The sequence below is a fragment of the Paractinoplanes maris genome, from assembly GCF_023544465.1.
Classification (GTDB): domain Bacteria; phylum Actinomycetota; class Actinomycetes; order Mycobacteriales; family Micromonosporaceae; genus Actinoplanes; species Actinoplanes maris.
This window is the reverse complement of the sequence record NZ_JALPVL010000003.1, coordinates 68,651-93,591: the sequence shown is the minus strand read 5'-3', so window position 1 is coordinate 93,591 and position 24,941 is coordinate 68,651. Positions and strand designations below refer to the sequence as shown.

Sequence of the window (24,941 nt, the reverse complement as noted above, 5' to 3'; positions counted from 1 at the left end):
CACCCCGAACGCGATCAGGGAAGTGGCAGGACGATCCGGTCGGTGGTGTTCGCCTCGATGAACCCCAGGTCAGGTTCGCGGCCCAGCCCGGCCGTCGTGGACACCTCGACCAGGCCGTCGACCGACACGATGGGCTCGGTGGTGACGTCGCGCGCGTAGTACTTGTCCGACCCCGACACGTCCGACGGCAGGGTGAAGCCGGGCAGCGCACTCAACGCCACGTTGGCCGCCCGCCCGAGGCCGAACTCGTGCATGCCGCCGCACCACACCGGCAGGCCGTGCTCGACGGCGAGGTCATGCGCCCGGACGGCCGCGGTCAGCCCGCCCATCCGCGACACCTTGATGTTGAGGATCCGCCCCGAGCCCAGCCGCAGCGCCGTGACCAGGTCGTCCAGCTCCTCGACCGACTCGTCGAGGCAGATCGGCGTGGCCAGCTGCTGCTGCAGGTCGGCCAGCTCGGCCAGGGCCCGGGGAGCGTACGGCTGCTCGATCATCAGCAGGCCGAGCGTGTCGAGCTCCCGGAGCAGCGGCAGGTGGGCCGGTGTGTAGACCCCGTTGGCGTCGACGTGCAACGGCACCGAGGGGTAGGCGGACCGGACGGCCCGCACCGGTTCCACGTCCCAGCCCGGGGCGATCTTGAGCTTGACCCGGCGGTAGCCCTCGGCGACCCGCAGCTCGACCTGGGCCAGCAGGTCGTCGATGGCCGGCTCGATGCCCAGCGAGACGCCGGCCTCGACCTCGGCCCGGGTGCCGCCCAGGGCCTGGGCCAACGGGACGCCGCGGCCGGCCGACCACAGCGACCAGGCGGCCATGTCGAAGCCGGCCCGCGCGAACTGGTTGCCGCGGACCCGGCCCAGCGGCAGGTCGCGCGGATGCTGCCAGTCCGCGCCCAGGACCAGTGGCGCCAGATGGTCGCGGGCGACGGCCCAGCACGTCTCGACGGTCTCGGCCGAATAGAACGGGCCGCTCGGCGAGGCGATCTCACCCCAGCCGGCGTCGCCGTCGGTGGTGGTGAGGGTGACCAGGATGTGCTCGAGGGCGCGTTTGGCGTGCGAGCTCGTCCGGAACTGGTGCACGAGCGGCAGGCGCACGCGGCGCAGCTCGACGGTGCTGATGCGAGTCATCGGGGGTCCACATAGAGGTCGAGTTCGGCGGCGAGGGCGTCGCGGTCGTGCAGGCGGCGGCCCGCACCCTTGGAGCTGGCGATGGTGAGCGTGGCCAGCAGGTGCAGCGCGAGCACGACCGAGGTGGGCGAGCTCGCATACGAGGCGGTGTCGGTGCCGAGCACGATGCGGGTGCTCGCCAGGCCGGTCAGCGGCGCGTCCTCGGCGTCGGTGATCAGCACCAGCTCGCCGCCGTGGGCGACGTAGGCCTCGGCCACCGAGACGGTGTCGCGCCGGTATCGGGACATGGCGACCGCCACCAGCAGGTCACCCTGCCGGATGTCGCCGAGCACGTCGAGCGGCCGCACGGTCGCCCCGTCGACCAGGTGCACACCGGACAGGCCGGCGCTCAGGTCGGCCGCGAGCAGCGACGCGTAACCCAGCGATTTGCCGTTCCCGAGCAGATAACGACGCCGAGCCGAGACGATGCGGGCGGCGGCCTGCTCGATCGCGTCGTGCTCGGCCGCCCAGGCCAGCGCCTTGCCGAACTCGGCGCGCTGCTGATCGAGGACCCGCTGTTTGAGCACCTGCGCGGAACGTCGTTGCACGTTGCGCTCGAAACGCTCAGCGGGCGAGGGACGGTCCCGCTGGTCTCCCGGTTGTTCCGGCGTCATGCGGTGCCCTGCTCGAAGGTGTAGATCGCCTGGTCCTCCCGGATGGCGACACGGACGAGCCGGCCGGTCTCGAACTGCTCGATCAACTCGTCCCGGAGGACCGCGCGGTCGGCCGGGCCGGGCGCCGCGATACCGTGGGCGGCCGGGGCGGTCACCGACGTGCAGCCCAGCCGCACGACGTGCGGGCCCGACAGGTCCCACGAGACCAGCAGCCGATCCGAGATGCCGTCGTCGTAGTAGTCGGGCAGGAACCGGATCGCCGTCGCGCCGAGCACGCCGAAGTTGAAATGAGCGTTCCGCAAGGCGTACGGGTCGAAGGTCCACCGCATCGTGCGCGCCCCCGTCGCCCGGGCCGTCTCGGCCTGCGCCTGCTTGAGCCGCCGGCCGACCCCGCTGCCCTGAGCGCTCGGCGCGACCACCGCGGCCTGCGAATAGTGGTAGAGCTCGCCCCGGTCGACCGCGCTGAACCCGTAGCAGAAACCGACCAGCTCACCGCTCGCGTCGAACGCCCCCAGCACCGAGCCCGAATTCTCACCCAGCGCGGCCAGCAGGCGCGGACTGATGCCGAACTCGGGCTGGTCGTAGCCGAAGACGTGCCGGTAGAGCGCCGACGCGGCCGACCACTCGGCGAGCCCGGCGAGGTCACGCACCACGATGCTCATCCGCGCCTCCTCCCCGGCAACTTACGAAACGTATAACCGTCATCCTGCACCCAGTCATGCGCGTTGACAACGCCCGATGGCAAACATAGCGTTCGCATATGCTGGAGACGCTGCGCACCTACACCCTGCTGGAGTCGCCCACCGGGGATTCCCGGGCGCTGGCCGCCCTGGCCGAGGTGCTCGAAGCCGACGCCGCCCGGGCCGGCTTCTCGACCGCGCGCGAGGGCGACCACCTGCTGTGGACACTGCCCGCGCGCGACGTCACCGGCGGCGACTTGCTGCTGCTCAGCCACTACGACACCGTCTGGCCGGTCGGCACGCTGACGGACATGCCGTGGTCGGTCGACGGTGACACGGTGCGCGGCCCCGGCGTCTACGACACCAAAGCCGGTCTCGTGGCACTGTTCCAAGCCGTGCGGAGGGTGGTCGCCTCCGGCCGGCCCCACCCCGGCGTACGCGTCATCGTGGTCGCCGACGAGGAGATCGGCTCACCCACCGCGGGCGACCTGGTGCGGGCCGAGGCCGGTCGGGCCACCGCCGTGCTGGGGATGGAACCCCCGCACCCCGGCGGCGACCTCAAGACCGCCCGCCGGGGCAGCACCCGCGCCCGCATCGAGGTGACCGGCATCGAGTCGCACGCGGCGCTGGACCCGGAGGCCGGCGTCAACGCGATCGACGAGCTCATCGACCAGCTGGTCGCCTTCCGTACGGTCGTGGCCGGCCGCCCCGTGCTGCTGAACACCGGCACGATCGCCGGCGGCGGCCGCACCAACGTGGTGGCCGGCCGGGCCCACGCCGACCTGGGGTTGCGCTTCCTGGACGCGGAGAACGAAGAAGCCGTGCTGGGCGCGTTGCGCACCCTGACCCCGATCCGGGAGCGGGCCGCCCTGACGACGACGTTGCTGGCCCACCGCCCGACGTGGAGCTCCACCGAAGCCACCACGACGCTGCTCGACCACATCATCGGGGTGGCCGCCGGCATCGGCCAGACCCTCGACGGCCACCCGGCCGACGGCGCGGCCGACACCAACACGACGGGCGCCCTGGGCATCCCCACCGTCGACGGCCTCGCCCCACCCGGAGGCGGCGCCCACGCCCGTCACGAGTGGGTCTCGCTCGACGGCATGCACGCGCGCGCCGCCCTCCTCGAAGCCCTCATCCTGGCGACCGGCTGACGCCTCGTCACGGCTCGACCGGCCCCTATCGGCCGAGCAGGCGGAAGAGCGTCAGCCACTGCTCGGGCCACACCTCTCCGACCGCGACGTCAGGGGTCAGACGGACCGCACGGCAGGCGGCCGCGGCCTGGCGACTTCCGTAGCGGCGGGCCAGTGAGGCCTGCACCGAGCCGCCCACGCCGGTGAAGCCGCACTCGACGAGGGCCCGATAGCGGGGGAGCAGCTCGGGCCGCACGAGCGCGACCGGCCGGCGTCGCAAGCGGAGGATGCCGCCGTCGACGCGCGGCACCGGTCGGAACGCCGTCCGCGGCACCCGCCCGGCCAGGTCCCAGGCGATCTCGGGCCAGGTCAGCACGGTCAGCCGCGACCAACGGCCGTAGTCCCCGGTTCGTTTGCGCGCGTACTCCCACTGGGTGAGCAGGGTGGCCTGCTGAAGCGTGCGCGCCCGCAGGCACCAGTCGACGACGGCCGACGTCAGCGCATACGGGATGTTGCCGACCACCGCGAACGGCTCGCGCGGCGGTGACGCGGTGAGGAAATCGTCGGTGCGCACGCTCAGACCGTCGGCTGCGGGCAGGTCGGCGGCCAGGTCCGGGTCGATCTCGTACGCGATGACGTGCGCCCGCCGCCGCAGCAACTCAGCGGTGAGGCGGCCGCGTCCCGCCCCCATTTCGAGGATGAGCTCGCCCGGCGCGGGCGCCGCCGCGTCCGCTATCGCGCGCACCGCCGCCGGGTCGACGAGCAGGTTCTGACCGAGGATCCGCCGGACGCGCGCATGCTCGCGCCGGCGATAGGAAGATGACGCCACAACCGGGTTCCCGTCTGCCACCCGCAACTCGGGCGGCGAAACGTGGACAGCCTCGATCGTTCGGGCTGTCCACTGAGAAGAGCAGGACTCAGCGGGCCCCGGCGGCGAACCGCGGAAGAAGTCAGGCGGTGCGGCGCGGGGCGGGACGCCCGGCGCGCTGACGGATGGCGTACTGCATCCCTCGCGCGGGCATCCACCCGCCGGCGAGGAGAGCATGCGTCGTATGCATCCGGCGACCTTATTGCCCGCGCCCGCCGGAGTCATCCGATTTAAGCACCACCGATACGAGCACCGTCGTCTGCGCGCGTCAGGGGTCCACAGCCGGGTTGTGCGGGAAGTCGCGACGGTTTGCCGACAATTGGTGGCGCGGGCCGGGGGTTGATCGCGAAGCTGTCTCGCATGACGACGGCGTTTGATCGGTCGCTCGCGCGGGACAGCGCGGAGCTGTTGCGCGTCAAGCGGCTCGAGTTGTCGAGTCTGGCGATTCCGGCCGGGCGTGGGTGGAGCCCGCTGCACGAAAAGGTCACCGAAGCGCTGCAGGGGCATCCGGGCGGCATCGGGGACGTCATCTCGCGGCTGGTGACGGTGCAGGACATCATGGACGAGCTGCCGCCCAGCCGGGCCGCCAACCGGGTGTCCGCCTTCAACCAGCTCTATCTCAACATCACCCGGCGGGTGGACACCGCGCTGGTCACGGGGGTCAACTCGCCGGACTTCCTCGAGCTGCTCGACGTCGAGTTCGCCAAGCGCTACTTCGACGCGCTGACCCGGTGGAACAACGACGACGAGGACACCCCGGACGTCTGGGAGGTCCTCTTCAAGCGGGCCGGCGACGTGCGGATGAGCCGGCTGACCGCCGCCATGCTCGGCGTCAACGCCCACATCAACCACGACCTGGCGCTCGCCCTGATCGGCACCTGGAACGAGCTGGGCGCCCCTGAGCCCGGCGACGACGTGATCCACCCCGACTACCTGCTGGTCAACGAGATCTTCTACCAGGAGATCCCGCCTCTGCGCCGCGGCTTCTCGACCCGGTGGCAGCTGGAGCTCGACGAGTTCGTCGGGCCGCTCGACGACTGGAGCCAGCGCATCCTGGTCACCGTCACCCGGGCCCGCGCCTGGGACCAGGCTCGCCGCCTCTGGCTGCTGCGCCACGACCTGGAGGACTTCGAACAGGCCCGCCGCACCATGGACCGCGCCGCCTCGCTCCTGGCCGAGTGGGCCATCATCGGCGACCGCCTGGTCTCGCACACGGGCACCGGTGTCACCGGCGGCTGGCGTTTCCTGCGCCGCCACGTCAACCGCCGCCGGCCCCCGGCCGGCTCGGCCACCTGACCAGGGAACCTTCTTCCCTGTGGTGCTGCGGGTCAGTCCTCGATGAGGGCCTGCGTGCCGGGCGTCCAGCCGGAGACGTCGGCCAGCCGGCCACGCCACAGGGAGCCGGTCTCGCCGGTGTGCATGCCGGGGCTGTGGATGCGGGTGTTGCGCAGGTGGATGTAGCGGGTCGGGGCGACCAGGGCGGTGAACTGCCGGTGAGAGATCTCGCCGCCGATGTCGCGGATCTTGATGGCGGCGTGGGCCAGGTCGGACTGTTCCTTCACGTGTTCGGCGGTGCCGACGTAGAAGGCGTCCTCGTGGTCGTTGAGCTCGCTCACCTCGGCGAACCACTGCCACTGGGGGATCAGCTCGCCGCTGACCAGCAGCCCGTGCACGCTCAGGCTGAGCGGCACCCCGGGATCCACCGGCTCGGTGAGACGGTCCATCTGGGCTACGTACGTGCCCAGCACACTGTCCGGCTCGGACCAGTCGATCGCGACCGCGGCCGCGCTGAGCATCGGATCCAGCATCGTCGGCACACCCCCGCAGCCGACTCTAGGGTCAGCGCCGGGCCGAGCGGGCCCGAACGGCCGAGTTGATGGCGTCCGCGAGGTAGGACGCCTTCGTCGTGGGATTGAGCACGCCGCGTTTGCGCCGCAGACCGCGCCACACCACGGCCTGCCGGTCCCGGAACGTGAGCGTCACCCGGTTGCGCGGCCCGGCCGTGGCCGACTCGAGCGCCTCCCACGGCACGACCATCGACCCGTGGGGCAGGCGTTCGACAAGACCATCAGGCCCGAGCCGTACGTCGTTGGGGCCGAGCGCCGCATACCAGGCGAACCCGGCCCACGCCGTCCACACCGCGTCGATCACCACATCGCCCGTCCACAGCCCGCCGGCGAGCGCGTCGGCGATGTCGTTGGCGACAAATCCGGTGACCATGAGCGTGAAGGCCGCCGCCAGCAGCGTCAGACCCGGTGTGGCAACCGTTACCCGGTCGCCGTCCTGCTCGACCAGCTCGGCCGGGTGCTTGCTCTGCGCCACCAAGGCCCCGACGACCAAGCCGACATAGAGCGCGAGCGTCAGGAAGAACAGCACACCCCGGACCCACGTGCCGGCGACGGTGAGGCCCACCATGAGCAGCACCCCGACCACCAGCGTCCCGATCAGGAACGGGGCCCGCCACCGCGCCACCGCGGCCAGGCTCATCCTCGGGCGGCTCGCCACGCGGCTGCCTTTCGCTTGGGGGCCCGGGCCAGCCAGGCGTCCTGCACGACCTCACGCAGCTCGGCGCGGGTGATCCGGCCGATGTCGCGGGCCAGCAGCAGGACGCCGAGATAGCCGTTCCAGTGCGGCGTGGTGAAGAACGGCGTGCTCTCGTCCCGCACGAGCGCCTGCTTCTCGGCCTCCGACTCGACGTAGAAGACGACCACATCGGTGTACAGCTCACCGGTCTCCGGGTCGAAGGCGTCCTTGCGAGGCGTACGGAAGAAGACGAACGTCTTGCGGCCGGCCTCATAACTCGGGTGGTTATCGCCGTTCACGACGACGTCGGGCATGGCCATGGCCAGCTCGTGGACGTCCTCGATCCGCGCCGGGCGGTCGTCTTCATCGGACACAGTCTCAGCGTAGTGAAGACTCGCATCCTCCGGGGAGGCAGGACGCCGGTCAGCCGGCGAACCAGGTCATCTCCTGGCCGTGGCCCTCGGTCCAGGCCAGCGGCTTGCCGTCGAGGGCCAGGACGTTCTGGTGCCGGCCGTCGTCCGGTGCCGGTGGCAGCTCCGGGAAGCTGACGACGTCCGAGCCCTCGATCGAGATCCAGTGCACCGGCAGCGAGCCGACGAGCGTGCGGAACGCCGCCCGCCGCTCGGCCGGCACCTGATAGAGCACCGACGTGTGGAAGACGACCCGGGTGGCGTCCGGTGGCGCCGCGGCGACCAGGGCCGGCAGCTCGTCGACGAGGTCGCCGCGGATCAGCCGGGGCGGGTCGGCGGTGGCGATCGCCGCCGCGGCCCGCAGACGCTCGCGGCGGTGCTCGTGCTCGGGCCAGATCAGCGCCTCGAGCCAGGAACGGTCGGCCGCCGAGGTGATGTCGAGCGGGTTCAGGTCCAGGCCGGCTCGCCACACCACCTGCGGGAGCGCGGTGGGTGGGGTCAGGCCGGTGGTGGCGCAGCGGAGCATCGGCCCCGAGGAGCCGACCTCGACATCCCCGTACCGGTAGCGGTATCGGTCGGGGTAGAGGTTGAGCCCGGCCGAGGCGCCCACCTCGATCAGCGCCAGCGGCTGGGGGAGCGCGGCCAGCACCGGCAGCACCAGCGCGGACCGGCCGATCTCGTTGGTCTGCGTGGCCCGGGAGCGCAGCTCGGTCGCGACGGCCGGCCAGTGCGCCGTGACGAACGTACGGAAAAGGTCGTGATCCGCGACCGGTCCGCCCAGCCATTGGACGACGGCGAAGAGCAGGTTGGGTTGCCGCTTGGGCGGTGGCACCGAGTCGAGCAGGGCGAGCAACTCGTCGTCGCGGGCGACCGCCCGGGCCAGGCGCTCGTAAGTGGGCGAGGTGCCGCGCGCCTGGCGCTCGGCGAAGTCCAGGTACCACTCGGCGGTGCTCATGGCGGCATGATGCCATGCGCAAAAACTGCCCGACGTGCAAACTTGCCCATTGCGCAGATTTGATGAATGCTTGATGCACGCAACGGCCGACAAGGGCAGGACGAGATGAAAGACGTGCTGGCGACGCAGCTGCTCGAGCTGTCCCAGCTCATCCGCAAGGCGCGACAGCAGTGGCTGCGCGAGAGACCGGACGTGCCGATCGGCACGGTCGGCGTCCTCAAGCTGATCGACGAAATCGGTACGGGGACCGGCAGTGGCTGCCACGCCAAGGATCTGGCCGAGCGGTCCGGGCTGGACCCGTCGACGGTCAGCCGGGCGGTCGCCGCCGCGGTCGGGCAGGGGCTGGTCGAACGCCGTATCGACAGTGCCGACCGCCGGGCGTCGGCGCTGGCGCTGACCGCGGCCGGCCACGAGCTGCTGGGCGCGGCCCAGGAGTGGTTCGGCGATCTGCTGCAGCACGCCCTGGCCGACTGGCCGGCGGCCGAGACCGAACGGGTCAGCGCTGATCTCGGCCGTTTCCTCGCCGCGTTCTCCGGCGTACTCGATAAGAACCACCATCAGGAGGCCGCGCGATGAGCGCACCCACCACCCGGCCGGCGGCGACGCCGGCGGCGGAGGACATGACCCACCGGCAGATCCTCGAGGCCTTGAGCGGCCTGCTGCTGGTGCTTTTCGTGGCGCTGCTCAGCAGTACGGTCGTCTCCACCGCCCTTCCCAAGATCATCGGGGCGCTGGAGGGCAGTCAGACCCAGTACACCTGGGTGGTCACGGCGACCCTGCTCACCGCCACGGCAACCACCCCGATCTGGGGCAAGCTGGCCGACCTGTTCAGCAAGAAGCTGCTTGTGCAGATCGCCATCGTGATCTTCGTGCTGGGCTCGGTGATCGCCGGCTTCAGCCAGTCCGCCGGGCAGCTCATCTCCGCCCGCGCGTTCCAGGGCATCGGTGTCGGCGGTCTGCAGGCGCTGGTGCAGGTCGTGATCGCGGCGATGATCCCGCCGCGGGAGCGCGGTCGTTACAACGGCTATCTCGGCGGCGTGATGGCGCTGGCCACGGTGGGTGGGCCGCTGCTCGGTGGCCTGATCGTGGACACGTCGTGGCTGGGCTGGCGGTGGTGCTTCTTCGTGGGGGTGCCGTTCGCCGTCGTCGCGCTGATCCTGCTGCAGCTCACCCTGCACGTGCACACCGAGCGCCGGGAGAACGTGAAGATCGACTACCTCGGGGCCGGTCTGATCGCCGCCGGGGTGAGCATCCTGCTCATCTGGGTGTCGTTCGTCGACGGCACGTTCGCCTGGGCGTCGTGGCAGACCTACACGATGGTCGGTGGAGCGCTCTTGCTGCTCGTTCTCGCGGTCGTGGTCGAGAAGCGCGCAGCGGAACCGGTCGTGCCGCTCGAAATCGTGCGCGAGCGCACCACCGCGCTGTCGATCGTGGCCAGCCTCGCGGTCGGCATGGCCATGTTCGGGGGTGCGGTCTTCCTGGGTCAGTACTTCCAGATCGGCCGCGGCTACAGCCCGACCGAGGCCGGCCTGCTGACCATCCCGCTGATGGCCGGCGTGCTGATCTCGTCGATCATCGTCGGGCGCATCATCACCCGCACCGGCACGATCAAGCCGTACATCATCGCGGGTCTGGTCGTGCTCTTCGCGGGCTTCGCCCTGCTGAGCACGATCGACCACGAGACGTCGCTGGTCTTCGTCGGCCTCGGCATGCTGCTGGTCGGCCTCGGGGTCGGCGCGAGCATGCAGAACCTGGTGCTGGCCGTCCAGAACACGGTGCCGCTGCGCAACATCGGTGCCGCTTCCTCCACCGTCGCGTTCTTCCGCTCGATGGGCGGCGCGATCGGCGTGTCCGTGCTGGGTGCCGTGCTGGCCCGCCGCGTCACCGACCAGATCACCCGCGATCTGGCCTCGGCCGGCATCCCGGTGTCGGGCGGTGACGGTGGCAGCCTCAACGTGGCCGCCCTGCCGGAGGCGGTGCAGCACATCGTGCGGGCCGCCTACGGCGACGCCACCGGGCACATCTTCCTGATCTCGGCCGCCATCGCGGTGGTCGGCCTGGTCGCGGCGATCTTCCTGCCCCGCGCCACCCTGCGGACGAGCCTGGACCTGCCCGCCCGCGACAAAGAGCCGGCCGACCTGGAGGGCTGACTCACGCGCCGAACCCAGCCCCGAGTCGCCCGCGCCGAGCTGTCCGCGCCACCCCGCGCCGAGCTGTCTACGTCGGGCTGCCCGCACCATCCGGAGCCGAGCTGTCCGCGCCGGGCTGTCCGCGCTACCCCGCCCCGAGCTGTCCGCGCTACCCCGCCCCGAGCTGTCCGCGCTACCCCGCCCCGAGCTGCCCGCGCTACCCCGCCCCGAGCTGCCCGCGCTACCCCGCGCCGGTGCGGCTCGGGGCTCAGCGCGTCGGCGCGGAGGTGGGGGCTGGGGCCGAGCGCAGTTCCAGCACGACAAAAGCGACATCCGCCTGGCGCACGGTCTCGACCGCGGTGAAGCCGCAGCGCTCGAGGAGGCGGATGGACGCGGTGTTGCCGACATCGGCGGTGGCGGTCAACGGCCGGACCGGCTCCACGTCGAGATAGAGCGTCACCGCCCGCGTCCCGACACCGCGACCCCAGAACGCCTGGCCGAGCCAGTAGCCGACCTCGCGGTGCTCACCCTGCCACCAGGAGACGACGTTGCCCGCGATCTCCCCGCCGGCCAGAACGGTCCGGGCGCTCACGTCGGGGTCGCCCAGAATCCGCTGGGTCCAGTGCTCGGTGAAGGCCGGCCGGTCGCGCGCCCGGAAGTTGGCCCGCCGCTGCGCTTCCAGCTCCTGCTGCTGGAGGAAGAAGACGTCGACGTCGGCCGGCTGGACAGACCGCAGATGGACATCGGCACTCATCGTCCGAGCCTAGGGCGTTTTGTCGGAGGTGGAGCCGGGCGCGGGCGGGGCTCAGGCGCCGCCCGGCCGCACGGCGGAAGCACCGGTATTCGACTTCTCCGGCGCACCCAGCCGACGCCGGGACTCACCGCCGCTCGACCGCACTTCCCAAACACGCTTGAAAAGAGGCGCTCCTCACGGTGCGCCGGGAACGTCGGGCGGGCCGGCATCGGAGCGTGCGCGTCGGACACGGAGCGCAGCTCAGCCACCGCCGCCAGGACTGCTGCGACGCGGACCGCGGCAACCGCGAAAGTGTGATAACGCCGGGCGTTGAGTCAGCTCACACCGCTGATCCGATTGGTCCGCCGGTGCGTGGGTAGCTCGCCTGGAATCTGGGGGGAGCTGAGTCGGGTGACGATCTACGAGACGATGCCGGCGGCTCGGGGTGGGCTGCCGGTCGGGAACGTCGTCTGTGCGGACAGCCTGTGCCGGGTGTTGCTGTCGACCGTGTCGGGCGAGGCCGGGGCCTGGGTGGCGCGCACGCCGTTGCTCGGGCGGCGGGGGCAACTGCCGCCGGCTCGCCGGCAGTTCGAGCTCGCGCGGGACGCGTACGCCGAGGCTGTGCCGCACGACCTGGCCGGCGCGATCGACGCCGAGGCGATCGCCGAGTGGATCGTCGGGCATTACCGGGAGGCCGAGTATCCGGCGGTGCTGCTCGGGTCGCCGCACGGCTCGGCCGCACATCTGGCGGTCGGTCTCGGGGCGGCCTGGCTGCCGACCACGGTGCCGGTCACGGTGACCTGGCCGGGCGGCTCGGCCGGGGACTGGCCCGGTGCGCTGCGGTGGGGGGCCGAACTCGCCCGAATGATCACCACGCGGAACCCGTCGGTGACCGTGCGGCAGGTGCACGACCCGCTTCGCGGTGGGCCGCTCTGCGGCTCGACGGTCCGGTTCCACTTGCGGTGGGTCACCCTTCCCCCCGCGTACGAGCATTTCCTGCGCACCCGGCTCGCGCCCGGCGGCAGCACGTTGCTGATGCGCGACCTGCGCACCTGGCCGGTGACGGCGGTGTCCGCCCGGCACGGGTTCCAGGTCGGCAGCCCGGTCGGCGGCAGCAGCCCCGAGGATTACTCGCCGGCCAACCCGGAGTTCCGGCGGATCCTGGAGTCGCTCGGGGCCGGCGCGTGGCCCGAGCTCGACCCGGACACCGCGCCGCGTTACGCCGAACGGTCGGGCGAACCCTCGCTGGGCGTCGATCTCGGCCGGCTCGGCCAGTCGTCGCACCGCCTGCTCTACGCCGGCCCCGAGACCCTCAGCGCCTGCGTCGCCGACCTGGTGCGACAGTGGCGCGCAGACTCCCGGTCGTGGTTCGGGGAGCGGCCGGACGACAGCGCCGTGATCGAATCCGGCCGGCTGCTCGACCCGTGGCTGGCGCGGGCGAGCGGGCGGACCCCGTACTGGTGCGAGTCAGCCGGCCGGGCCTCGGCCGAGGCGGCCGAGATGTGGCTGGCGGGCAGCGAACGCTTCGACGGGGTCACCGTCCTGCCGGAGCCGCCGGGACACGCGGGCGATCAGGTGGCCACCCTCGCGCAGTGGCGCTCACTGGCCTCGTTCGCACGCCACCGCGAGCCGATCGATCGCTTCGCGGCGAGCCGCTACCCGATGCTGCCCATCGCCACCGGTCACGCGACCCGCATGCTGGGCGGCCCGGTGCGGCGCCCGCTGCCGCCGCCGATGCCCGTCCCGTACGCGCTGGACCGCCTCCGGCAGGCGGGATCCTCGCTCGGGTTGCTCTTCGCCTAGCGGGACGCGCAGCGGGGGGTGCGGCGGGACGCGCAGCGAGGGTGCGGCGGCAGGCGCAGCGGGGGTGCGGCGGGCTGCGCGGACCGGGCCGGAACGGGTCAGGGCATCGCGCGGCGTTCGGCGTGCGAGCCGTCCAGGCCGGAGCGCCACGGCAGCTCCAGCGTGTCGCCGCGGGTGATCGGTGTCACGCCGCTCAGCCCCTGCTCGCCGGCCCGGTTCAGGAAGTCGGACAGTGGCGACTTCATCACTTTGTAGTCGTCGTAGTGGATCGGCACGGTCAGCCCGGGCCGGATCAGGTGGGCCAGCTCGACACCTTGGCGCCCGTCCATCGTGAGCAGCATGCCGAGCAGCCGGGTGCCGCCGAGGTGGATCAGCATCGCGTCGATGTCGCCGAACCGCCGGGGAATCTGCTCCAGTGCGTCGTGCACCAGCGTGTCACCGGTGATGTAGAGCCGCAGGGCCAGGCGTCCGTCGATCTCGAGCTCGACCACCGATCCCATCACGTCGGGCAGGAGGCGATCCACCGCTCCGGGGCCGTGCTTACCCGGCACCGCGGTGATGCGCAGCCGCTGGCGCTCCCGTGTCCACTCGTAACATTCCCAGGTCGGCAGTCCGCGCACGGCGAGATGACGCTTGCGCCGCAGTTTGCGGCACGCCGCCGGCGTGGTCAGGATCGGCAGCGTCGGCTCGACCCAGGCCCGGGCGGCCGCGTCGAAGTGGTCGCCGTGCAGGTGCGACAGCAGGATCCCGTCGACCTTGGTCCCCTGCAGGGCATCCAGCACCGGGTCCCGCAGGCGCTTGGTCCAGGCCCCGTAGCCGAGGTAGACCCGGCTGCCGGCCGGGCCGAACGCCGGATCGGTGAGCAGGGTGAAGTTCCCGAGCCGGAGCAGGGTCGTGGCGTTGCCGACGAAGGTGACGCTGGCTTGCATGGGTGTCCTCCGTCCTTGGTACGAGGGCGGTCGACTACCCGGCCAGCACTGGTTGAATCGTGTAATCGCGCAGGGACGACCCGCCGTTTCTCCAGGTGTCGAGAATGCTGCCCGCCCAGAGCGAGTCGACCGCCAGCGCACAGCGCGCCCCGAACAGCACGTCGCCGGCCAGGGCGGGCTCGGCGGCGGCGAAGGAGCCGCACAGGTCGTACGCGGCGATCTGCTCGTGCACGGCGTCGGCCTCGACGTGTTCGTCGTAGAACGCGGTCGCGTCGGCGTCCCCGCCGAGCCGGCGCAGACCGTTGGCGTACGACCGGTTGGGCAGCGACGACGTCATCTCGTAGGCGGCCAGGTGACCGAGGATCATGCCGCGCCGCCGGCGGTGCAGCCCGAACAGCGACATCAGGTTGTTGACCGCGAGCGTCGGCGCGCCGACCGCGTCCACGTACGCCCCGTACGTGAGGTCGAGGTCGAACCAGCTCATCGTCCGTTTGAACAGTTCCTGGTGCATGCGGCGCTCGACCCCGCCGCCGTACTCGTCGGTCTGGATCTCGACCAGGGCCGCCTTGGCCCGCCCGCCCAGCCGGGGGAGCGCCCAGGAGTGCGGGTCGGCCTCGCGCAGGTGATAGATCGACCGGTGCGTGACGAACTCCTTGAACTGCTCGTGCGTGGCCCGGCCGCGCAGGTATCCGGACAACCCGGGCCCGTCGTCGGCCGCCACGACCTCGGCCAGACCGGCCGGTACGGCAGCCGGGTCCACGTCCCGCGCCGGCTCACCGACCAAATCGTGCAGTGTCCCCAGGAAGCGGTTCTCGGCGGCGGTGCGCAGACGCAGCATGCCGGGATCCCACTCCCAGCAGTCGTCGACGCCGTCCCAGCCACGGTAGGCGAGCTCATAACAGACAAAAAGGGTGAGGTGCAGGTCTTCCTCGCCGTCGAACCGCGCGAAGGCCGGCAGTTTGGCGGCACGGCCGCTGAGCACGTCGATGAGCGCGGCGGAGACCCGGCCGCGGGCCGCGGGTAGTTGCATGATCGCAAGCTTCCCGAATCCAGGGCACGTAAACGATTCGTTTCGGCCGCAGCTCACCGGGCATACGACCGGCCATGTCCTCGTCGATCGTTCCCTATCCGGATGGGCCGCTCATCGTGCGCGGCGATTTCGAGCTCCTCACACCCGACGGCGAGCCGATCGACCCGGGCCGGGGCACCATCGCGCTGTGCCGCTGCGGAAAGTCGGCGACCAAGCCGTTCTGCGACGGCACCCACAAGGTCATCAAGTTCCGCGCCGAGGCCGGCCGGGAGACGCCGGTCCCGCGCCAGGAGTGACGCCGGTCCCGCGCCAGGAGTGACGCCGGTCCGGCGCCAGGAGTGACGCCGGTCCGGCGCCAGGAGTGACGCCGGTCCGGCGCCAGGACTGACGCCGGTCCGGCGCCAGGACTGACCCGGCGCCGCGCCAGGTGATGCGGCGCCGGCGGTCAGCGGATCTGACGCCCGGTGATCGCCCGCGAGATGACCAGGCGCTGGATCTCGGACGTCCCCTCGAAGATCGTGTAGATCTTGGCGTCGCGGTACATCCGCTCGACCGGGTGGTCACGCAGGTAGCCGGCTCCGCCCAGGATCTGCACGGCCTGACCGGTCACCGCGACCGCCACCTCACCCGCCTTGAGCTTCGACATCGAGCCCTCGCCGGCGGTGAACGGGCGTTCGTTGCGGCCCATCCAGGCGGCCCGCCACACCAGCAGCCGGGCGGCGTCGATCTCGGTGCGCATGTCGGCCAGGGCGAACGCGACCGCCTGGTTGTCCACGATCGGCCGGCCGAACTGCACACGGTTCTGCGCGTATTCGAGCGAGTACTCGTACGCGGCTCGCGCGATCCCGAGCGCCTGCGCGCCCACGGCGGGCCGGGTCAGCTCGAACGTGCGCATCGACGCCTGCCCGGAGGGACGTTTCCCGGTCGGGCGCGTCGTCTGCTCGGTGGCGCGCTGGGCCTCCCGGGCGCGGGCGAGGCGCGCGTCGAGAGCCTCCTTGCCGCCGAGCAGGCAGCGGCCGGGAACCCGCACGTCGTCCAGGAAGACGTCGGCCGTGTGCGAGGCGCGCAACCCGAGCTTGCGCAGTTTCTTGGTGCCGACCAGGCCGGGCGTGCCGGGCGGGACGACGAACGCGGCCTGGCCCCGTGAGCCCAGCGACGGGTCGATCGAGGCGGTCACGACGTGCACGTTGGCGATGCCGCCGTTGGTCGCGTAGGCCTTCTGCCCGGTGAGCACCCACTCGTCGGACGCCTCGTCGTAGACCGCGCGGGTGCGCATGGCGGCCACGTCGGAGCCGGCCTCGGGTTCGGTCGAGCAGAACGCGCCCACCTGGGGGTCGGCCGGGTCGCCGAAGCACTGCGGCACCCACTCGACCAGTTGCTCGGGCGTGCCCGAACCGTAGATCGCGGCAACCGCCAGGGACGTGCCGGACAGCGCCATGCCGATGCCGCCGTCGCCCCAGAACAGTTCCTCGTTCACCAGTGGCAGCGACAGGCCGCTCATGTCGGACCAGGTGTTCATGAGGAACTCGAAACCGTAGAGCCCGATCTTGGCCGCCTCCTGCAGGACCGGCCACGGAGTCTCCTCGCGCTCGTCCCACTCGGCCGCGGCCGGGCGGATCACACTCTCGGCGAATCCGTGCACCCACTCCCGCAGGTCGTTCTGTTCTTCGTTCAGGTCGAGCCAGAACTCCACGCGACGTCCCTCCGCAGATCTACCGACCGGTAACGCTACGCAGGCGTAACTTGCCCGGCAAGATGCGGCTTCCGGCCGAAGAGCTGGAAAGCGCCGCCGGCGTGGGCGAACGACACCGTGGCGGGCAGCAGGATCGGCTGCCGGAAGCGGACGTCCACGGTGTACCGCTCGGGCAGGCGGCCCTCCAGCGAGGCCAGGCAGCGGGCGGCACTCCACATACCATGCGCGATCGGCCGCGGAAATCCGAACAGTCGTGCACCGATCCGCGACGTGTGGATGGGGTTCCGGTCACCGCTGACGGCCGCGTAGTCAATGCCGGCGCGGGCCGGCACCCGCCACACCGCAGTCGCAGCCGGCGGCGCGTCCGCGGTGGGGCCGGAGACGGCGGGGCCGGAGACGGTGGCGCCGGAGACGGTCGGGCCGGAGACGGTCGCGCCGGGCGTGGGGGAGCGGGACAGATACGTCGAGACGCTTGTCCACACCGGCTCGCCGCCCACCGAGGCGGTGGCGACCAGGTCCACCTGACGCCCGCGCGGGTGCGGGCGCAGAGCCTCGGCGTGCACGACCAGGTCGTACGTCATCGCCGCCGTCAGGGGCCGGTGCACGGTGACCCGGTTGGCGATGTGGACCAGCCCGATCGCCGGGAACGGGAAGTCCGTCGCGGTCATCAGCCGCATCGCCAGCGGGAAGGCCAGCACATGCGGGTAGGTGGCCGGGAGCTCGTCGCTCAGCCGGAACCCGCAGATCCGGTCGTACGCCGCCAGGTGACCACGATCGACGGTCACCCCGGCCTGTCTGAGCTCGGTCGACGGCACCCGGTCGGGACGGCGGCGCGGGATCAGCCCCAGCGCCGCCCGCAGCGTGGTGCCCGGCACGGAGGTCACGCCCCCAGCAGGCTCTGCCCGCAGACCCGCACCACGTTCCCGGTGATCGTGCCCGACCCCGGCGAAGCGAGCCAGGCGATCGTCTCGGCCACGTCGACCGGCAACCCGCCCTGCGCCAGGCTGTTCATCCGCCGCCCGGCCTCGCGCAACGTCACCGGCATCCGCGCCGTCATGGCCGTCTCGATGAAGCCCGGCGCCACGGCGTTGATCGTGATGTCCCGCTCCCGCAGGCCGGGCGCGCTCGACTGCACCAGCCCGATCACCCCGGCCTTGCTCGTGGCGTAATTGGTCTGCCCGCGGTTGCCGGCTATCCCGGCGATGGACGCCACCCCCACGATCCGGCCCCCGGCGGCGATCAGACCCGCGTCGAGCAGCGCGTCGTTGATCCTCGTCGGTGCGACCAGGTTGACCGCGAGCACCGAGTCCCACCCGGCCGCGTCCATCTTGGCGATCGTCCGGTCGCGGGTGATGCCCGCGTTGTGCACCACGATGTCGAGCGGCCGTGAGAGGTGCGACGCCAGCCGCTGCCCCGCGCCCTCGGCGGTCAGGTCGAGCTGGATCGCCCGCCCGCGTACGTCGTTGGCCACCCCGGCCAGAGCCTCCCCGGCCGCCGGGACGTCGAGCGCGATCACGTCGGCCCCGTCCCGCGCCAGCACCCGCGCGATGGCCGCTCCGATTCCCCGAGCCGCCCCGGTGACCAGCGCACTCTTCCCGGCCAGGGGCTGCTGCCAGTCGGCCGGCGCCGGCGGCGTGCCGGCCCCGATCCGGATGACCTGACCCGAGACGTACGCCGATCGCCCGCTCAGCAGGAAGCGGAGTGTCGACTCGAGCGCGCCCTCGCCGCCCGGCTCGACATAGACCAGCTGCGAGGTGATGCCCCGCCCGAACTCCTTGCCGATGCTGCGCGTCAGCCCCTCGAGGGCGCGCTGCGCCGTGGCCTCGTGCGGGTGGCCGGCTGCCTCGGGCGGCGTCCCCAGCACGATCACCCGGCCGGAGGGGCGCACCGATCGTGCGTACGGGTGGAAGAACTCGTACAGCTCGCCGAGCGCCGGCACGTCGGTGATGCCCGAGGCGTCGAAGATCAGCGCGCCGTGCGTCCCGTCGGTCACCGCCTCGTCCAGCGTCTCCACGCCCGCGCCGGCCAGCACCTTGCGCACCTGGTCACCGAGCCGCCCACCGGGCGCCGCGCCGATCAGCACCGGCCCCTCGGTCAGCGCGTCGCCCGGCCGGTGACGCCGCAGCCGGGGCGGATCGGGCAGGCCCAACCGCTTGACCAGGCCGCGCCCGGGACCGGAGTTCGCGAAGCTCGCGTACCTGTCGCCCATGCGCCGCAGCCTACTCGGCGCCGGCGTTGGTAGCCTACTGATGAGTAGCTCCCGTCGTTGTCAGGAGACCACCATGCGTCGTGTCGCCGTTCTCGGCGGGAACCGGATCCCGTTCGCCCGCTCGAACGGCCGGTACGCCCAGGCCTCGAACCAGGACATGCTGACCGCCGCCCTCGACGGCCTGATCGCCCGGTACGGCCTGGCCGGTCGCCGCCTGGGCGAGGTGGCCGCCGGGGCGGTCCTCAAGCACTCGCGCGACTTCAACCTGACCCGCGAGACTGTGCTGGGCTCCCGGCTCGACCCGCGGACCCCGGCCTACGACGTCCAGCAGGCCTGCGGCACCGGCCTGGAGACCGCCATCCTGGTCGGCAACAAGATCGCCCTGGGTCAGATCGACGTCGGCATCGCCGGTGGTGTCGACACCACCTCGGACGCCCCGCTGCAGCTCAACGACGACATGCGCCGGGCCCTGCTGGCCCTCAACCGGGCCCGCTCACTGCCCGCCAAGATCAAGGCCGCGGCCAAGCTCAACCCGCTGCTGGCCTTCAAACCCGACATCCCGCGCAACGCCGAGCCCCGCACGGGTCTGTCCATGGGCGACCACGCGGCGATCACCGCCCTGCGCTGGAGCATCACCCGCGACGCCCAGGACGAGCTGGCCCTGGCCTCGCACCAGCGGCTGGCCGCCGCCTACGAGCGCGGGTTCTTCGACGACCTGATCACCCCTTACCTGGGTCTGACCCGCGATCAGAACCTGCGCGCCGACACCAGCCTGGACAAGCTGGCCAAGCTGCGCCCGGTCTTCGGCTCGACCGACGCCACGATGACCGCCGGCAACTCGTCCCCGCTCACCGACGGCGCCTCGACGGTCCTGCTGTCCTCGGAGGAGTGGGCCGCCGAGCAGGGGCTGACGGCCCAGGCGTTCCTGGTCGACAGCGAGACGGCCGCCGTCGACTACGTCCACGGTGACGAGGGCCTGCTGATGGCCCCGGCCTACGCCGTCCCCCGCCTGCTGGCCCGCAACGGCCTCGCCCTGCAGGACTTCGACTACTACGAGATCCACGAGGCCTTCGCCAGCCAGGTGCTCAGCACCCTCGCGGCCTGGGAGTCCACCGAGTTCAGCAAGGAGAAGCTCGGCCTGGCGGGTCCGCTCGGGCCGATCGACCGGGCCAAGCTCAACGTCACCGGCTCCTCGCTGGCCGCCGGTCACCCCTTCGCCGCCACCGGCGGCCGCATCGTCGCCACCCTGGCCAAGCTTCTGGCCGAGAAGGGCTCGGGCCGTGGCCTGATCTCGATCTGCGCGGCCGGCGGTCAGGGCGTCGTGGCGATCCTCGAGCGCTAGACGGTCAGCCGTCAGACCTTCAGCAGCGACCGCTGGAGCAGGGCGGTGAACTCGTCGGCCGGCGCCGGCTTGCCGAACAGGTAGCCCTGGCAGGACGGGCAGTCCAGGTCACGCAGGGCGTGCCAGTCGGCCGGGTCCTCGACGCCCTCGGCGACCACCGACATGTTCAGCGAGCGGGCCAGCCACAGCACGGCCTGGATGATCGAGGCCTTGCGCGGGTCGGCGGCCAGCCCGGCCACGAACGAGCGGTCGAGCTTGACCACGTCGGCCGGCACCGACTGCAACCAGGTCAGGCTGCTGTATCCGGTGCCGAAGTCGTCCAGCGCGATGCGGACGCCCAGATTCTTGATCGTCTCAAGGCGCTCGCGGACGTCGACCGACGAGCCCAGCAGGGCGGTCTCGGTGATCTCGACGACCAGGCGGGACGGGTCCAGGGCCGGGTGGGTGGCCAGCAGGTGGGCCAGCAGCGGCACGAAGTCGGGCTCGGCCAGCTGGCGCGGGCTGACGTTGACCGACACGTAGTCCAGGTCGCTCCACTCGATCAGGTGCTGCACGGCGCGGCGCAGCACGTGCTCGCCGAGAGGCACGATCATGCCGGTCTCCTCGGCCGCCGGGATGAAGTGGAACGGGCTGAGCAGCTCACCCTGCGGGGTGCGCAGGCGGACCAGCGCCTCGGCGCCGACGATGCGGCCGGTGTCGGTGGCCACGATCGGCTGGAACCAGATCGGCAGCGTCTCGGTCAGGTCGCCACTCAGGGCCTCGCGCAGACGCGACTCGGCGGCGATCTTCTCGCGCACCTTGACCCGCATGTCGTCGCTGAAGGTCTGCAGGCGGTTGCCGCCGGCGCGCTTGGCCGCATACATCGCGGTGTCGGCGGCCAGCACCGTCTCGTCGCCGTGCTCGGGGCCGTGCCCGGCGGCCAGGCCGATGCTGACCGACACCTGCAGGTGCCCGTCGCCGACCTCGAGCGGCTCGGCGAAGGCGGCGAGGATGGCGTGGCCGACCCGGGCGCCGGTCCGCGGGGGGCCGGCCAGCGCGACCACGAACTCGTCGCCGCCGAGACGGGCCACCAGCGCGCCGGCCGGGACCGTGGCCGACAGGCGGGTGGCCAGCCCCCGCAGCAGCTCGTCGCCGGCCGCGTGCCCGGCGCCGTCGTTGATCGACTTGAAGCGGTCGACGTCGAGGTAGAGGACGCTGACCGGCTCGTCGGCGGCCAGCAGGGTGAGCAGGTCGTGCTCGAAGGCCGAGCGGGACAGCAGGCCGGTGAGCGCGTCGTGGCGCACCTGGTTCTGCAGTTCCTCCTGGTGGCGGTGGTTCTCGGTGACGTCGAGGCAGTGCACGAAGATCAACCGCAGCCGGCCCGAGCGGTCGTGCACGTTGGTGCCGTGCACCTCGACCCACAGCGTCTCGCCGGTGTCCTTGCGACGGTACTGGCGCGTGGTGATCGACGAGCCGTTCTGCTTCACCAGCTCGTCCAGCATCGGCGCCTTGCTCAGGTCGACCGGTTCGATGGGCAGGTCGGAGGTCAGGAAGCCGGCCGGCAGCTCGTCGGGCAGGCGCAGCCAGGACCGGTACGCCGAGTTGGTGCGCAGGATCCGGCCGTCCGGCGCCAGCATCGCCATCGGCACCGGCGTCTCGTCGAACGCCACGGTCAGCTGGGCCTGGCTCTCGTCCAGGTTCTCCTGGGCGCGCTGCTCCTCGGCCTCGGTCAGCCGCCACTGGACGACCTGGAACGTGGCCGCCAGCAGCACCGCCACGCCGTGGATCAACGCCCAGAACAGCGGGTGCTTCTGGGCCGAGTGGTGCCCGTAGGTCAGCTCGGCGTCGAGGATCCCGAAGATCCCGTGGTGGGCCGTGGTGGCGACCAGGAACACGCCGAACGGCGCCCAGTCCCGATACAGGGCGAGCGCGCCGACGACGATGAAGAAGGTGAAGTGGGCCTCGGTCCGGCCGTGCGTCATCGCCACGAAGGCGGCGCAGACCATCGTGAAGCCGAGCGCGACGAAGACCGACGGCAGCCGGTGGCCCCGCAGCGTGGCCGCGGCCACGACACAGGGCAGCGTGAGCAGGATCAACCAGGTGGTCAGGTTGCCGCCGCCGAGCTCGTCGCGCAGGGCGCCATAGGCGACCAGCGCCGCCAGGCCGGCGGCGAGCAGCCGGGTCATCAGGCGATGCCGCCCGGCCCAGTCCTCGTCGCGCAACCCGCCACCGGTGGGCAGCCAGCGGTGCAGCGCATTCCTCCCAGTCACCATGCGCTCACCTTCGACGGATCGGGGTGCGACCTTCGGGGCCCGCCAGGAGTCAACCGGTTGCTTCCGGCGTGATCGTCGGCACATTCCGATACGGATACGTTCCGTTTCTCATTGCCCTGGCGTTAGGCTGCTGATCGATACGGAACGGTTCCGTTTCGTAAGGTAAGTCTCTATGGGGGAACATCCATGGACGCATCCGCGGCCGCCCCTGCCGGGCATCCCCGGCGGTGGGTCATTCTCGGCGTACTGGTCATCAGCCTGCTGGTGGTCGTGCTCGACAACACCATCCTGAACGTCGCCCTGCGCACGATCGCCGACCCGCAGCACGGGCTCGGGGCCACCCAGAGCGAGCTCGAGTGGGCGATCAACTCGTACACCCTGGTCTTCGCCGGCCTGCTGTTCACCGCGGGCATCCTGGCCGACCGCCTGGGCCGCCGGATCACCCTGGTCACCGGGCTGGCCATCTTCGCCCTGGCCTCGCTGATCTCGAGCTACGCCGACACGGCGAACCAGCTGATCGCGGCCCGCGCGCTGATGGGCCTGGGCGCGGCGGCGGTCATGCCGGCGACGCTCTCGATCATCGCGAACGTCTTCACGCCGCAGGAGCGGCCGCGTGCCATCGGCATCTGGGCCGGCGCCGTCGGCCTGGGCGTGGCCATCGGCCCGATCGTCGGCGGTCTGCTGCTCGAGCACTTCTGGTGGGGCTCGGTCTTCCTGATCAACGTGCCGGTGGCCATCGCCGGGGTGATCCTCGTGCTCGTCCTGGTGCCCGAGTCCAAGGACCCGCGGCCGAACCGCATCGACATCCCGGGCGTCCTGCTCTCGATCGTCGGTCTGACCCTGCTCACCTACGGCGTGATCGAGGGCGGCGAGGCCGGCTTCGGTGACCCGAGGGCGTGGGGCACGCTGGCCGGTGCCGTGGTCGTGCTGACCTCGTTCGTCATCTGGGAGCTGCGCACCGAGTTCCCGTCGCTCGACGTCCGGCTGTTCCGCAACCGGACGTTCGCGGCGTCCACCGGCATGATCGGCCTGGTCTTCTTCGCCGCGATGGGCGCGATGTTCTTCGGCGCGTTCTACCTGCAGCTGGTCCGGGGCTACGGCCCGCTCGCGTCCGGCGCACTGTTCGTCCCGTTCGCCGTCGGTCAGCTGTTCTTCGCGCCGCGCAGCGCCGCGATGGTCAAGCGCTTCGGCCCCAAGGTGGTCAGCACGGTCGGCCTGCTCCTGGTGGCCCTCGGTCTGGCGGTCTGGCTGTTCATCGGCCAGGACACCCCGATCTGGCTGGTCGGCGCGGCGTTCTTCATCATGGGCGCCGGCATGGCCAACGTGATGCCGCCCGCCACCGAGTCGATCATGGCGGCGCTGCCGCGGGAGAAGGCCGGTGTCGGTTCGGCGGTCAGCAACACGATCCGCCAGCTCGGCGGCGCGCTCGGCGTGGCCGTGCTCGGCGCGGTGCTCTCCTCGGTCTACCGGGACAACCTGGGCACCGCGACCGACGGACTGCCGGCCGGAGCGGCCGACGCCGCCCGGGAGTCGATCTCCGGGGCGTACGGCGTCGCGGAGCAGGCCGGGGCGGCCGCTCCGGCGCTGATCTCGCAGGCCAACGCCGCGTTCCTCGACGCCATGCACTACGCGTCGATCGGCTCGATGGTGTTCGCGCTGCTCGGCGCGCTGGTGGCCCTGATCTGGCTGCCCGGCAAGCGGCCCGCCTCCGCCCCGAAGCCCACCAACTCGGAGGGTCTCGCGGAGGAGCAGGGCGTGGAACTGGTCGAAGCGTGACTCGTCGGTAACAATGAACCCCATGACCACGGCTCCACCGGCCGGTCAGGAGCGCAAAGCTCCTGGCCGGCCCCGCAACGCCCTCGCCGACTCCGCGATCCTGAACGCGGTTCTCGACCTGCTCAGCGAGGGGCAGACCGTCGCGGCCATCTCGATCGAGGCGGTCGCGGCCCGTGCCGGGGTCGGCAAGGCGACCATCTATCGGCGCTGGGCCAACAAGGAAGCGCTGATCATCGACGCGGTGGCCGCGCTCAAGGGCCCGGTGCCCGAGCTGGCCGGCGAGTCGGTCCGCGACGACCTGGTCACGCTGATCAAGTCGAACCGCAGCAGTCACCAGCACAGCTACGGCAAGATCACCGCCTGCCTGATGCCCGAGCTGATGCGCGACGACTCGATCATGGAGGGCTACCAGGCGGTCATCGAGCCGCGGCGTGAGGTGATGCGCGGCGTGCTGCGGCGCGGCATCGCCGAGGGCGTCCTGCGCCCCGACCTCGATGTCGAGCTCACGCTGCTCATGCTGGTCGGGCCCAACATGTTGAACGGGCTCTTCCAGAGCAGTCCGCGCGTACCCCGCGAGGGCTTCGCCGAGGCCCTGGTCGACGCGGTCCTGCGCGGCGCCGCCGCCTAGGGGACAACGAGCGAACCGGGCGTGGGCCTCGAAGGCACCACGCCCGGCACGCGCCTGCGGGTCCGCGT

General features: G+C 71.7%; 24 protein-coding genes. 9 read left to right on the top strand and 15 right to left on the bottom strand.

The features are described from left to right. Positions 1-14 precede the first annotated feature (14 nt). From menC to NAG42_RS09200, 3 genes are read right to left on the bottom strand one after another with little or no spacing between them, the layout of a single operon-like run. Positions 15-1,124, bottom strand: coding sequence for an o-succinylbenzoate synthase (gene menC / locus NAG42_RS09210; RefSeq protein ID WP_250029435.1), 1,110 nt, complete (start codon positions 1,122-1,124; stop codon positions 15-17). Beyond that, positions 1,121-1,777 (bottom strand): MurR/RpiR family transcriptional regulator, encoded by a 657-nt coding sequence (locus NAG42_RS09205; RefSeq protein WP_250029433.1) that lies wholly within the window; start codon positions 1,775-1,777, stop codon positions 1,121-1,123. The genes menC and NAG42_RS09205 overlap by 4 nt, the downstream gene beginning before the upstream one ends. Further along, positions 1,774-2,439, bottom strand: coding sequence for a GNAT family N-acetyltransferase (locus NAG42_RS09200; protein WP_250029432.1), 666 nt, complete (start codon positions 2,437-2,439; stop codon positions 1,774-1,776). Before NAG42_RS09200 ends, NAG42_RS09205 begins: the two co-directional genes overlap by 4 nt. 98 nt (positions 2,440-2,537) lie before the next feature. Here NAG42_RS09200 and NAG42_RS09195 point away from each other — a divergent pair, with 98 nt between their 5' ends. Then, positions 2,538-3,614, top strand: coding sequence for a M20/M25/M40 family metallo-hydrolase (locus NAG42_RS09195; protein WP_250029430.1), 1,077 nt, complete (start codon positions 2,538-2,540; stop codon positions 3,612-3,614). A 25-nt stretch (positions 3,615-3,639) separates the two neighbouring features. Here NAG42_RS09195 and erm read toward each other — a convergent pair whose 3' ends face one another. Beyond that, positions 3,640-4,422, bottom strand: coding sequence for an ErmE/ErmH/ErmO/ErmR family 23S rRNA (adenine(2058)-N(6))-methyltransferase (gene erm, locus NAG42_RS09190; protein WP_250029429.1), 783 nt, complete (start codon positions 4,420-4,422; stop codon positions 3,640-3,642). A gap of 399 nt (positions 4,423-4,821) precedes the next feature. Between erm and NAG42_RS09185 the strand changes: the two genes are divergently transcribed. Next, the gene (locus NAG42_RS09185) at positions 4,822-5,757 is read left to right on the top strand and encodes a DUF5995 family protein (protein WP_250029428.1); all 936 of its coding nucleotides are present in this window, start codon (positions 4,822-4,824) and stop codon (positions 5,755-5,757) included. A gap of 32 nt (positions 5,758-5,789) precedes the next feature. On the opposite strand, the gene NAG42_RS09180 is transcribed toward NAG42_RS09185, so the two are convergent. From NAG42_RS09180 to NAG42_RS09165, 4 genes are read right to left on the bottom strand one after another with little or no spacing between them, the layout of a single operon-like run. Further along, the gene (locus NAG42_RS09180) at positions 5,790-6,269 is read right to left on the bottom strand and encodes a GvpU-like protein (protein WP_250029427.1); all 480 of its coding nucleotides are present in this window, start codon (positions 6,267-6,269) and stop codon (positions 5,790-5,792) included. Between the two features lie 31 nt (positions 6,270-6,300). Beyond that, the gene (locus NAG42_RS09175; RefSeq protein ID WP_250029426.1) at positions 6,301-6,966 is read right to left on the bottom strand and encodes a hypothetical protein; all 666 of its coding nucleotides are present in this window, start codon (positions 6,964-6,966) and stop codon (positions 6,301-6,303) included. Beyond that, positions 6,945-7,358 carry an MmcQ/YjbR family DNA-binding protein gene (locus tag NAG42_RS09170; protein WP_250029425.1) on the bottom strand — a complete coding sequence of 138 codons (414 nt, stop codon included), beginning with the start codon at positions 7,356-7,358 and terminating at the stop codon, positions 6,945-6,947. Before NAG42_RS09170 ends, NAG42_RS09175 begins: the two co-directional genes overlap by 22 nt. Before the next feature lie 49 nt (positions 7,359-7,407). Further along, a complete protein-coding gene (locus tag NAG42_RS09165; RefSeq protein ID WP_250029424.1) occupies positions 7,408-8,349 on the bottom strand; it encodes a DUF2332 domain-containing protein in 942 nt (313 codons plus the stop codon). A 66-nt stretch (positions 8,350-8,415) separates the two neighbouring features. Between NAG42_RS09165 and NAG42_RS09160 the strand changes: the two genes are divergently transcribed. Both NAG42_RS09160 and NAG42_RS09155 read left to right on the top strand, forming a co-directional pair. After that, positions 8,416-8,925: a MarR family winged helix-turn-helix transcriptional regulator gene (locus tag NAG42_RS09160; RefSeq protein WP_250029423.1), complete on the top strand. Its 510-nt coding sequence runs from the start codon at positions 8,416-8,418 to the stop codon at positions 8,923-8,925. Continuing rightward, a complete protein-coding gene (locus NAG42_RS09155) occupies positions 8,922-10,499 on the top strand; it encodes an MFS transporter (protein ID WP_250029422.1) in 1,578 nt (525 codons plus the stop codon). Before NAG42_RS09160 ends, NAG42_RS09155 begins: the two co-directional genes overlap by 4 nt. A 247-nt stretch (positions 10,500-10,746) precedes the next feature. Here NAG42_RS09155 and NAG42_RS09150 read toward each other — a convergent pair whose 3' ends face one another. Beyond that, positions 10,747-11,232: a GNAT family N-acetyltransferase gene (locus tag NAG42_RS09150; protein WP_250029421.1), complete on the bottom strand. Its 486-nt coding sequence runs from the start codon at positions 11,230-11,232 to the stop codon at positions 10,747-10,749. A gap of 390 nt (positions 11,233-11,622) precedes the next feature. Here NAG42_RS09150 and NAG42_RS09145 point away from each other — a divergent pair, with 390 nt between their 5' ends. Then, positions 11,623-13,014 carry a hypothetical protein gene (locus NAG42_RS09145; protein WP_250029420.1) on the top strand — a complete coding sequence of 464 codons (1,392 nt, stop codon included), beginning with the start codon at positions 11,623-11,625 and terminating at the stop codon, positions 13,012-13,014. A 98-nt stretch (positions 13,015-13,112) separates the two neighbouring features. Here NAG42_RS09145 and NAG42_RS09140 read toward each other — a convergent pair whose 3' ends face one another. Together NAG42_RS09140 and NAG42_RS09135 are read right to left on the bottom strand one after the other, a co-directional pair. Then, positions 13,113-13,943 carry an MBL fold metallo-hydrolase gene (locus NAG42_RS09140; RefSeq protein WP_250029419.1) on the bottom strand — a complete coding sequence of 277 codons (831 nt, stop codon included), beginning with the start codon at positions 13,941-13,943 and terminating at the stop codon, positions 13,113-13,115. 34 nt (positions 13,944-13,977) lie between these two features. Further along, positions 13,978-14,973: an iron-containing redox enzyme family protein gene (locus NAG42_RS09135; protein WP_250029418.1), complete on the bottom strand. Its 996-nt coding sequence runs from the start codon at positions 14,971-14,973 to the stop codon at positions 13,978-13,980. A gap of 74 nt (positions 14,974-15,047) precedes the next feature. Between NAG42_RS09135 and NAG42_RS09130 the strand changes: the two genes are divergently transcribed. Further along, the gene (locus NAG42_RS09130) at positions 15,048-15,269 is read left to right on the top strand and encodes a CDGSH iron-sulfur domain-containing protein (protein ID WP_250029417.1); all 222 of its coding nucleotides are present in this window, start codon (positions 15,048-15,050) and stop codon (positions 15,267-15,269) included. A 149-nt stretch (positions 15,270-15,418) separates the two neighbouring features. On the opposite strand, the gene NAG42_RS09125 is transcribed toward NAG42_RS09130, so the two are convergent. Genes NAG42_RS09125 through NAG42_RS09115 form a run of 3 tightly spaced genes read right to left on the bottom strand, consistent with a single transcriptional unit; the run spans position 15,419 to position 18,875 of the window. Next, a complete protein-coding gene (locus tag NAG42_RS09125; protein ID WP_250029416.1) occupies positions 15,419-16,666 on the bottom strand; it encodes an acyl-CoA dehydrogenase family protein in 1,248 nt (415 codons plus the stop codon). A gap of 35 nt (positions 16,667-16,701) precedes the next feature. Next, a complete protein-coding gene (locus NAG42_RS09120) occupies positions 16,702-17,550 on the bottom strand; it encodes a MaoC/PaaZ C-terminal domain-containing protein (protein ID WP_250029415.1) in 849 nt (282 codons plus the stop codon). Then, the gene (locus NAG42_RS09115; RefSeq protein ID WP_250029414.1) at positions 17,547-18,875 is read right to left on the bottom strand and encodes a 3-oxoacyl-ACP reductase; all 1,329 of its coding nucleotides are present in this window, start codon (positions 18,873-18,875) and stop codon (positions 17,547-17,549) included. The genes NAG42_RS09120 and NAG42_RS09115 overlap by 4 nt, the downstream gene beginning before the upstream one ends. A 40-nt stretch (positions 18,876-18,915) precedes the next feature. On the opposite strand from NAG42_RS09115, the gene NAG42_RS09110 reads away from it, so the two are divergent. Beyond that, positions 18,916-20,217 (top strand): acetyl-CoA C-acetyltransferase, encoded by a 1,302-nt coding sequence (locus NAG42_RS09110; RefSeq protein WP_284045134.1) that lies wholly within the window; start codon positions 18,916-18,918, stop codon positions 20,215-20,217. 11 nt (positions 20,218-20,228) lie between these two features. Here NAG42_RS09110 and NAG42_RS09105 read toward each other — a convergent pair whose 3' ends face one another. Further along, the gene (locus NAG42_RS09105; RefSeq protein ID WP_250029412.1) at positions 20,229-22,469 is read right to left on the bottom strand and encodes a putative bifunctional diguanylate cyclase/phosphodiesterase; all 2,241 of its coding nucleotides are present in this window, start codon (positions 22,467-22,469) and stop codon (positions 20,229-20,231) included. 186 nt (positions 22,470-22,655) lie between these two features. Here NAG42_RS09105 and NAG42_RS09100 point away from each other — a divergent pair, with 186 nt between their 5' ends. Then, a complete protein-coding gene (locus NAG42_RS09100) occupies positions 22,656-24,245 on the top strand; it encodes an MFS transporter (RefSeq protein WP_250029411.1) in 1,590 nt (529 codons plus the stop codon). Positions 24,246-24,267: 22 nt separating this feature from the next. Next, on the top strand, positions 24,268-24,873 hold the full coding sequence (locus tag NAG42_RS09095; protein ID WP_250029410.1) for a TetR/AcrR family transcriptional regulator: 606 nt from the start codon (positions 24,268-24,270) through the stop codon (positions 24,871-24,873). Positions 24,874-24,941: the final 68 nt, after the last annotated feature.

Bases quoted from the DNA above. Each gene is read 5' to 3' on its own strand.
- menC (WP_250029435.1), bottom strand. From the start codon at position 1,124: ATGACTCGCATCAGCACCGTCGAGCTGCGCCGCGTGCGCCTGCCGCTC.
- NAG42_RS09205 (WP_250029433.1), bottom strand. From the start codon at position 1,777: ATGACGCCGGAACAACCGGGAGACCAGCGGGACCGTCCCTCGCCCGCT.
- NAG42_RS09200 (WP_250029432.1), bottom strand. From the start codon at position 2,439: ATGAGCATCGTGGTGCGTGACCTCGCCGGGCTCGCCGAGTGGTCGGCC.
- NAG42_RS09195 (WP_250029430.1), top strand. From the start codon at position 2,538: ATGCTGGAGACGCTGCGCACCTACACCCTGCTGGAGTCGCCCACCGGG.
- NAG42_RS09185 (WP_250029428.1), top strand. From the start codon at position 4,822: ATGACGACGGCGTTTGATCGGTCGCTCGCGCGGGACAGCGCGGAGCTG.
- NAG42_RS09180 (WP_250029427.1), bottom strand. From the start codon at position 6,269: ATGCTGGATCCGATGCTCAGCGCGGCCGCGGTCGCGATCGACTGGTCC.
- NAG42_RS09165 (WP_250029424.1), bottom strand. From the start codon at position 8,349: ATGAGCACCGCCGAGTGGTACCTGGACTTCGCCGAGCGCCAGGCGCGC.
- NAG42_RS09160 (WP_250029423.1), top strand. From the start codon at position 8,416: ATGCTTGATGCACGCAACGGCCGACAAGGGCAGGACGAGATGAAAGAC.
- NAG42_RS09155 (WP_250029422.1), top strand. From the start codon at position 8,922: ATGAGCGCACCCACCACCCGGCCGGCGGCGACGCCGGCGGCGGAGGAC.
- NAG42_RS09150 (WP_250029421.1), bottom strand. From the start codon at position 11,232: ATGAGTGCCGATGTCCATCTGCGGTCTGTCCAGCCGGCCGACGTCGAC.
- NAG42_RS09140 (WP_250029419.1), bottom strand. From the start codon at position 13,943: ATGCAAGCCAGCGTCACCTTCGTCGGCAACGCCACGACCCTGCTCCGG.
- NAG42_RS09135 (WP_250029418.1), bottom strand. From the start codon at position 14,973: ATGCAACTACCCGCGGCCCGCGGCCGGGTCTCCGCCGCGCTCATCGAC.
- NAG42_RS09130 (WP_250029417.1), top strand. From the start codon at position 15,048: ATGTCCTCGTCGATCGTTCCCTATCCGGATGGGCCGCTCATCGTGCGC.
- NAG42_RS09115 (WP_250029414.1), bottom strand. From the start codon at position 18,875: ATGGGCGACAGGTACGCGAGCTTCGCGAACTCCGGTCCCGGGCGCGGC.
- NAG42_RS09110 (WP_284045134.1), top strand. From the start codon at position 18,916: ATGAGTAGCTCCCGTCGTTGTCAGGAGACCACCATGCGTCGTGTCGCC.
- NAG42_RS09105 (WP_250029412.1), bottom strand. From the start codon at position 22,469: ATGGTGACTGGGAGGAATGCGCTGCACCGCTGGCTGCCCACCGGTGGC.
- NAG42_RS09100 (WP_250029411.1), top strand. From the start codon at position 22,656: ATGGACGCATCCGCGGCCGCCCCTGCCGGGCATCCCCGGCGGTGGGTC.
- NAG42_RS09095 (WP_250029410.1), top strand. From the start codon at position 24,268: ATGACCACGGCTCCACCGGCCGGTCAGGAGCGCAAAGCTCCTGGCCGG.